General features: G+C 72.0%; 6 protein-coding genes. 3 read left to right on the forward strand and 3 right to left on the reverse strand.

What is annotated here, in order from left to right:
* Positions 1-92: 92 nt before the first annotated feature.
* On the reverse strand, positions 93-392 hold the full coding sequence (locus CKO43_RS24205) for a DUF3861 domain-containing protein (RefSeq protein ID WP_200380256.1): 300 nt from the start codon (positions 390-392) through the stop codon (positions 93-95).
* Positions 393-496: 104 nt separating this feature from the next.
* Here CKO43_RS24205 and CKO43_RS24210 point away from each other — a divergent pair, with 104 nt between their 5' ends.
* The gene (locus CKO43_RS24210; protein ID WP_200380257.1) at positions 497-1,186 is read left to right on the forward strand and encodes a PadR family transcriptional regulator; all 690 of its coding nucleotides are present in this window, start codon (positions 497-499) and stop codon (positions 1,184-1,186) included.
* 27 nt (positions 1,187-1,213) lie between these two features.
* On the opposite strand, the gene CKO43_RS24215 is transcribed toward CKO43_RS24210, so the two are convergent.
* Both CKO43_RS24215 and CKO43_RS24220 read right to left on the reverse strand, forming a co-directional pair.
* Entirely contained in the window at positions 1,214-1,897 is a 684-nt protein-coding gene (locus CKO43_RS24215) for a response regulator (protein WP_200380258.1), read from the reverse strand.
* A 67-nt stretch (positions 1,898-1,964) separates the two neighbouring features.
* A complete protein-coding gene (locus CKO43_RS24220) occupies positions 1,965-3,416 on the reverse strand; it encodes an ATP-binding protein (protein WP_200380259.1) in 1,452 nt (483 codons plus the stop codon).
* Positions 3,417-3,618: 202 nt separating this feature from the next.
* Between CKO43_RS24220 and CKO43_RS24225 the strand changes: the two genes are divergently transcribed.
* Together CKO43_RS24225 and CKO43_RS24230 are read left to right on the forward strand one after the other, a co-directional pair.
* Positions 3,619-4,815: an efflux RND transporter periplasmic adaptor subunit gene (locus CKO43_RS24225; protein WP_200231702.1), complete on the forward strand. Its 1,197-nt coding sequence runs from the start codon at positions 3,619-3,621 to the stop codon at positions 4,813-4,815.
* A gap of 10 nt (positions 4,816-4,825) precedes the next feature.
* Positions 4,826-7,963 (forward strand): efflux RND transporter permease subunit, encoded by a 3,138-nt coding sequence (locus CKO43_RS24230; protein ID WP_200231703.1) that lies wholly within the window; start codon positions 4,826-4,828, stop codon positions 7,961-7,963.
* Positions 7,964-8,082 lie beyond the last annotated feature (119 nt).

The raw sequence follows: 8,082 nt of genomic DNA on the forward strand, positions 1-8,082 counted from the left end.
CCGGGTGCGGGGCGGCAGCGGGCGGGCCCGCCGAACGGCAAGGCGGATGCCGCCCCGCACCCGGCGGCGCCCCGGCGCCCGCAGGGCCGGCTTCAGCCGGGCTTGGCCCCGCCCTTCAGGCTGCGCATGAAGTCGCGGAAGTGGGGCGCAAAACCGGCGAACAGCGGCAGCTCGCGGTGTTCCAGCATGACCTCGCTGAAGAGCTTCAAGCCGACGGCGAACGCGGTCGCCGCCTCGGGCGGCAGCTCGCCGCGGCTGCGCAGGCGCTGCACGATGGCGAAGATGTCGTCGTGATTGCCGGCCTCGAAGACCAGCGGGCCCGGATCCGCCGGCGGCCGGCCCTCGGCGTCGGCCAGGTGTTCGACGGTGATGCGGTAACGATGCTGTTTCATGTGACTCTCGTTCGGGTGGGCGCACCCTGAATGGGCACGCCGGGGTTTGACAGCGATGATCTTACGATATATCGTGAGCCCATCGCAAACAATCGCAATACACCATGCACATGCACCATCACCATCCCGGACGGGCTTGCGGCGCCGATCGCGGCCACGGCCATCCGCAACATCCGCACCATCACGGCCGCCACGGCGCCCCGCACGCCGCCGGCCGCCGCGGCGGTGGTGGCGGCGAGTTCGGCTCGGGCGGCTTCGGCGACTTCAGCGGCGGCGGCGGCGGCAACGGCCGCCGCGGTTTCGACGGCGGCATGCCGCCGGGCGGCGGCCGGCGCGAACGCCTGTTCGAACACGGCGACCTGCGCCTGCTGGCGCTGTACGTGCTGCGCCAGCGCCCCAGCCACGGCTACGAGGTCATCAAGGCGATCGAGGACCTGGTCGGCGGCGACTACAGCCCCAGCCCCGGCACCGTCTACCCGACGCTGGCGATGCTCGAGGACCTGGGCCACGCCTCGATGACCGAGGCCGCCGGCGGCCGCAAGCAGTACAGCATCACGCCCGCCGGCGAACAGGTGCTCGAAGCGCACCGCGAGGCGCTGGAACGTGTGCTCGCACGGCTGCAGCACGCCCGCAGCACCGCCGACGGCCGCCGCTCGCCGGCGATCCACCGCGCGACGCACAACCTGAAGATGGCGCTGCACCTGCGCTTCGCCGGCGAGCCGCCGTCGGAGGAGACGGTGCGCCGCATCGCCGAGATCATCGACCGCGCCGCGGTCGAGATCGAGCGCCTGTAAAACGCCCGCCGCCTCGCGCCGGCGGCCTCAGATCTCGAAGCGGTAGCCGACGCCGTAGACCGAGCGGATCGGCTCCTCGCCCGGCGGCAGTACCCGTTCGAGCTTGCGCCGCAGGTTCTTCACGTGGCTGTCGATGGCGCGGTCGCTGAGCGCGCGCTGGTCGTCGTGCAGCCGGTCGAGCAGTTGGTCGCGCGAGAACACGCGCCCCGGCTGCCCGGCCAGCGTCGCCAGCAGGCGGAACTCCAGCGGCGTCAGGTCCAGCTTGTGGCCGTCGACGCGGGCCTCGTGGCGCTCGGCGTCGATCTGCAGCCCGCTCGCCGGCGCCACGCCGGATTCGGGCCGCCGCCGACGCAGGATCGCCTTGACCCGCGCGACCACCTCGCGCGGGCTGAAGGGTTTGCAGACGTAGTCGTCGGCGCCCGCCTCCAGCCCGATCAGGCGGTCGACCTCCTCGACGCGCGCCGTCAGCATCAGCACCGGCAGGTCGCTGAAGCCGCGCAGCTCGCGGCAGATCGTCAGCCCGTCGCAGCCCGGCAGCATCAGGTCGAGCACCATCAGGTCGGGCGCCCGCGCGCGCACCGCGGGCAGCACCGCCAGGCCGTCGGCCAGCGCGTCGACCTCGTAACCGGCGGCGCGCAGGTAGTCGACGAGCAGCCGCGCGAGCGAGGGCTCGTCCTCGACGACGAGCACGTAGCCGCAGGCGGCCGTCACCGCTGCCCTCCGGCGTGCGCAGCCGGTGCCGGCAGGCGCAAACAGGCCAGCATCATGTCCCGCGGCCTCATGTCGCGGGCCCCTCGCCGACACGGCGCAGCCGCGGCAGCACCAGCCGCAGCCACAGCCCGCCCAGCGGCGAGTGCCGCGCCTCGACGCGGCCGCCATGGGCCTCGGCGATGCTGCGCACGATCGCCAGACCCAGCCCGCTGCCGCCGGTGGCGCGCGCACGCGAGGCATCGACGCGGAAGAAGCGTTCGAACAGCCGCGGCAGCAGCTCGTCGGGCACGGCCGGCGCCGAGTCCTGCACATCGAGCACGACCTCGGTTTCGGCCTGCGCCAGCTCCACACGCAGCGTGCCGCCGGCGTCGGTGTAGCGCAGGCTGTTGCCCAGCAGGTTCAACAGCAGCTGGCGCAGCCGGCCTTCGTCGCCCGAGACCGTCACCGGCGTCGCCGGCAGCAGCGCCTGCAACTGCAGGCCGCGTTCGGCGGCCGCCGCGTGCAGGCCGTCGAGTTCGCCCCGCACCAGCGGCACCAGGTCCAGGTGCTGGCGGCGGTAGCTGAGCGCGCCGACGTCGGCCAGCGCCAGTTCGTGCAGGTCGCCGACCAGCTGCGCCAGCGTCGCCACCTGCTGCTGCAGCCGGCCCAGCAGTTCGGGCGTCGGCGCATGCACGCCGTCCTCCAGCGCTTCCAGTTCGCCACGCAGCACCGCCAGCGGTGTGCGCAGCTCGTGCGAGACCTCGGCCATGAAGTCGCGCCGCATGCGCTCGTTGCGCTCCAGCGTCAGCGCGAGCTGGTTGAAGTCCTGCGCGAGCTGGGCCACTTCGTCCTGGCCGCGCAGCGCCACGCGGGTGTCGTAGGCGCCGGCGGCGAGCCGGTGCGTCGCCTCGGCGACCGAACGCACCGGAGCCAGCAGCACCCGCGCCACCCACCAGGCGATCGCCGCCGCCAGCAGCAGCGCCCCGGCGACCGCGGCCGCGCCGGCTGCGAGCTGGCGGTCGAAAAAAGTTAGCGCCGCGGCATCGGTGACGGTCTCGATCGGCGCCATCGCCAGCCAGCCGACGCTGCGGCCGTCGATGACGATCTCGCGCTGCTGCGAGTTGGCCATGATGAACGGGAAGCCGACCACGCGCTGGCGTTCGCCGTCCAGCAGCGACAGGCGGCGCCCGGCGCCCAGCAGGTCGGACGCGATCATGTCGGCCATCGGCCCGCTGGGCCGCACGGCCGGCGGCGAGTCAGGCGGCTCGGGCGGCACCGGCGGGTGCGCCGGGCCGATGCCGACCAGCCCGAACCAGCTGTCGGGCCGGTGGCGCAGGAAGTCCCAGCTGCCGTGTTCGGCATAAGCCGCCGCCAGCCGCGGCATCACCGCCTCCATGCGCAGCACCGCCTGGGCGTTGAGGTAGCCGATGAATCCACGCTGGAAGCTCCACTGGGCCGCGGCGCTGACGGCCACCGCCACCAGCGTCGCGGTCGCGAGCACGGCGAAAAACAGTTTGCCGGTGATGCCGGGGCGTTTCATGCGGGACGGGAAACAGGACGCCGGCGATTGGCGCACAGCCGCCCACGGGGCGCAAGACGTCGCGACGGAGATCGCATTTTTAATGTTTGCATCATTTCGTGAAGGAGGTCGCGCTCGGCGGGCGGGCGCGGCGGCGTCTCCAACTTTCCTCCACTTTCGCAACCGAACATGCGCCGTGACACAGCCAGAAGCAGGATTTCCGATGCTCGCCCTTCCCCGCCGCACGCCGCTGCCGCACCCGATTCCCCTCGCCTTCGCCGCCCTGGTGCTGGCCGCCGCGCTCGCCGGCTGCGGCGGCCGTGGGGCCGAGGCACCCTCGGCGCCGAGGGCCGTCACCGTCGGCGTCGTCGCCGTGCAGGCCGAGAGCGTGCGCCTGGACACCGAACTGCCCGGCCGCACGACGGCGCAGCAGAGCGCCGAGATCCGGCCGCAGGTCGGCGGCATCGTCCAGGCCCGGCGCTTCGCCGAAGGCGGCAGCGTCAAGGCCGGCCAGCTGCTCTACCAGATCGACCCGGCGAGCTACCGCGCAGCCGTCGACAGCGCCGCGGCTTCAGTCGCAAAGGCCGAGGCCAGCGTCGAGACCAACCGCCTGACCGCGCAGCGTCAGGCCGAGCTGGCGAAGATCGAGGCCGTCAGCCGTCAGGATCTGCAGGATGCGCAGGCGACGCTGAAGCAGGCCGAAGCCGAACTCGCCGCCGCGCGCGCGGCGCTGGCCAGCGCGCGCATCGACCTGGCGCGCACCAGCGTCACCAGCCCGATCGCCGGCCGTGCCGACGTCTCGACCGTCACCGCCGGCGCGCTCGTCACCGCCAACCAGACGACGGCGCTGACCACGGTGCGCCAGACCGACCCGATCCAGGTCGACGTCACCCAGTCCAGCGCCGAGCTGCTGAAGTTGAAGCGCGACCTGGCCGCCGGCCGCGTCAAGCAGCTGCCCGGCGGCGAGACCGTGGTGACACTGCGGCTCGAAGACGGCAGCACCTATGCACGCAGCGGCCGGCTCAGCGTCACCGGCGCGTCGGTCAACACCGCCACCGGCTCGGTGACGCTGCGCGCCCTCTTCCCCAACCCCGACGGCCTGCTGCTGCCGGGCATGTACGTGCGGGCGCTGCTGCCGACCTCGACGGTCGAAGCCGCGATGCTGGTGCCGCAGCAGGCGGTCAGCCGCGACGCCGCCGGCCAGGCCAGCGTGCTCGTCGTCGGCTCCGGCGACAAGCTGGAGCGGCGCACGATCGACGCCGAGCGTGCGATCGGCAACCGCTGGCTCGTCACCACCGGGCTGAAGCCGGGTGAGCGCGTCGTCGTCGAGGGGCTGCAGAAGGTCAAGCCCGGCGACGTCGTGCAGGCACAGACGGTGGCCGCCGCCGCGTCGGTGCCGGCTTCGGCCGCGGCGCGCTGAAGGGGCCGGCATGTCGCGCTTCTTCATCGACCGTCCCATCTTCGCCTGGGTGCTGGCGATCGTCGTCATGCTCGCCGGCGCGCTGTCGATCAGCACGCTGGCGCTGGAGCAGTACCCGGACATCGCGCCGCCGAGCGTGAGCGTCAACGCCAGCTACCCCGGCGCCTCGGCCAAGACGCTGGAAGACTCGGTGACCCAGGTCGTCGAGCAGAGGATGAAAGGCCTGGACGGGCTGCTGTCCATGGCCTCGACCAGCACCTCCTCCGGCAGCGCCCGCATCACGCTCAGCTTCGTCTCGGGAACCAACCCCGACGTCGCCCAGATGCAGGTGCAGAACAAGGTGCAGCAGGCGATGGCGCAGCTGCCGCAGGCGGTGCAGGACCAGGGCGTCACCGTCACCAAGGCCGGCACCGACTATCTGCTGATCGTCTCGTTCTACTCGGCCGACGGCAGCCTGGGCGCGATCGGCATCGGCGACTACATCAACTCCACGCTGGTCGACACGATCAGCCGCATCGACGGCGTCGGCGAGGTGCAGACCCTGGGCACCGGCCACGCGATGCGCATCTGGCTGGACCCGGACAAGCTGGCGGCGCACGCGCTGATGCCGTCCGACGTCTCGAGCGCGATCACGGCGCAGAACGCCCAGGTTTCGGCCGGTCAGGCCGGTGGCCTGCCGGCGGCGACAGGCCAGCAGCTCAACGTCACGATCACCGCGCGCAGCAAGCTGCAGACGGTCGAGCAGTTCCAGGACATCGTCCTCAAGTCGGCAGGCGACGGCAGCGCCGTGCGCCTGGCCGACGTCGCCCGGGTGGAAATGGGCGGCGAGAGCTACACCTTCAGCGCGCGCTACAAGGGTCAGGCCGCATCCGCGATGGGCGTGCGCCTGGCGTCGGGTGCCAACGCGATCGGCACCGCCAACGCCGTCAAGGCCAAGCTGGCCGAACTGCAGCCGGGCTTCCCGAACCAGCTGCAGACGGTGATGACCTACGACACGACGCCGTTCGTGAAGATCTCGATCGAGGAGGTCGTCAAGACGCTGGCCGAGGCCGTGGTGCTGGTCGTGGCGATCATGTACCTGTTCCTGCAGAGCTGGCGCGCGACGCTGATCCCGGCGGTCACGGTGCCGGTGGTGCTGCTGGGCACCTTCGGCGTGCTGGCGGCTTTCGGCTACTCGATCAACAGCCTGACGATGTTCGGCATGGTGCTGGCGATCGGGTTGCTGGTCGACGACGCCATCGTCGTCGTCGAGAACGTCGAGCGCCTGATGGCCGAAAAGGGGCTGTCGCCGCGCGAGGCCACACGCGAGTCGATGGGCGAGATCACCGGCGCGTTGGTCGGCATCGCGCTGGTGCTGTCGGCGGTGTTCATCCCGATGGCGTTCTTCGGCGGCTCCACCGGCGTCATCTACCGCCAGTTCTCGGTGACGGTGGTCTCGGCGATGCTGCTGTCGGTGCTGGTGGCGATGACGCTGGCGCCGGCGCTGTGCGCGACGCTCCTGAAGCCGCTGCCGCCGGGTGAGCACCACGCGGTGCACAAGGGCCTGCTCGGGCGTTTCTTCGGCGGCTTCAACCGCGGCTTCGAGCGCGGCAGTAACGCGGTGCACGGCACGGCCGGCCGGCTGCTGCGGCGCACCGGGCGCACGATGCTCGTCTACGCGCTGCTCGTCGCCGCGCTGGCCGTGCTCTACGCGCGGCTGCCGACCTCCTTCCTGCCCGACGAAGACCAGGGCGTGCTGATGAGCGAGCTGCGCCTGCCCGCCGGCGCCACCGACGAGCGCCTGCAGGCCTCGCTGCGCCAGTACGAGAACTGGCTGTCGCAGCAGGCCGACGTCGAGGGCTACACCGTGCTGTCGGGCATCGGCGGCGACCAGGCCACCGGCAACGCCTTCATCCGCCTGAAGGACTGGAGCGAACGCCGCGGCAGCGGCCAGAGCGCGGCCGAGTTCGCGCGCCGCGCCAACCAGGAACTGACGGCGCTGCGCGACGCCCGCGTCTTCGTGATGCAGCCGCCAACGGTGCGCGGGCTGGGCTCGTCGGGCGGCTTCACCGTCCAGCTGCAGGACCGCACCGGCCTGGGCCACGACGGCCTGCAGGCGGCACGCGACGAGTTCCTGAAACTGGCTCGCCAGAACCCGGCGCTGGCCCAGGTGCGCGCCAACGGCCTGGACGACGCACCCCAGTACAGCATCGTGATCGACGACCGCAAGGCCGGCGCGCTGGGCGTGTCCGCCAGCAGCATCAACAGCACGCTGGCCACCGCCATCGGCGGCAGCTACGTCAACGACTTCATCGACAAGGGCCGGGTGAAGAAGGTCTACCTGCAGGGCGACGCGCCCTTCCGCATGGCGCCCGACGCGATCATGCGCTGGCAGGTGCGCAACGACAGCGGCGACATGGTGCCGTTCTCGGCCTTCGCCAGCACCGCCTGGAGCTACGGCGCGCCCAAGCTCGAGCGCTACAACGGCATGGGTTCGTTCGAGCTCGTCGGCGAAGCCGCGCCGGGCATCAGCTCGGGCACGGCGATGAAGGCGGTCGAGCAGATCGTCGCCCAGCTGCCCGCCGGCGTCGGCATCGAATGGGCCGGCCAGTCCTACCAGGAGCGGCTCTCGGGCTCGCAGGCGCCGGCGCTGTACGCGCTGTCGGTGCTGTTCGTCTTCCTGTGCATGGCGGCGCTGTACGAGAGCTGGTCGGTGCCGTTCTCGGTGCTGCTGGTGGTGCCGCTGGGTGTCATCGGCGCGCTCGCGCTGACGACGCTGGCCGGGCTGCACAACGACGTCTACTTCCAGGTCGGGCTGCTGACCACCGTCGGCCTGGCGGCGAAGAACGCGATCCTGATCGTCGAATTCGCCAAGCAGCGCCAGGAACAGGGCGTGGCGCTGGTGGAGGCCACGCTGGAAGCCTTGCGGATGCGGCTGCGGCCCATCCTGATGACCTCGCTGGCCTTCATGTTCGGCGTGCTGCCGCTGGCCATCGCCAGCGGCGCCGGCGCCGCCAGCCGGCGCGCCATCGGCACCGGCGTGCTCGGCGGCATGGCCAGCGCGACCGTGCTGGGCATCTTCTTCGTGCCGGTGTTCTACGTGCTGGTGCGCGGCTTCTTCGAACGGCGCCGCGGCGCCGCCAACCCGGCCGAGGAGGTGCGGGCATGAACATCGACACACGACTGCTGGCACGCGGGCTGACCGCGCTGGCCGCTGCCGCGCTGGCCGCCTGCGCCAACCTGGCGCCCGACTACACGACCCCGGCGGCGCCGGTGCCCGCCGCCTGG

The organism is Rubrivivax gelatinosus (assembly GCF_016583785.1).
GTDB classification, from domain to species: domain Bacteria; phylum Pseudomonadota; class Gammaproteobacteria; order Burkholderiales; family Burkholderiaceae_C; genus Rubrivivax; species Rubrivivax gelatinosus_B.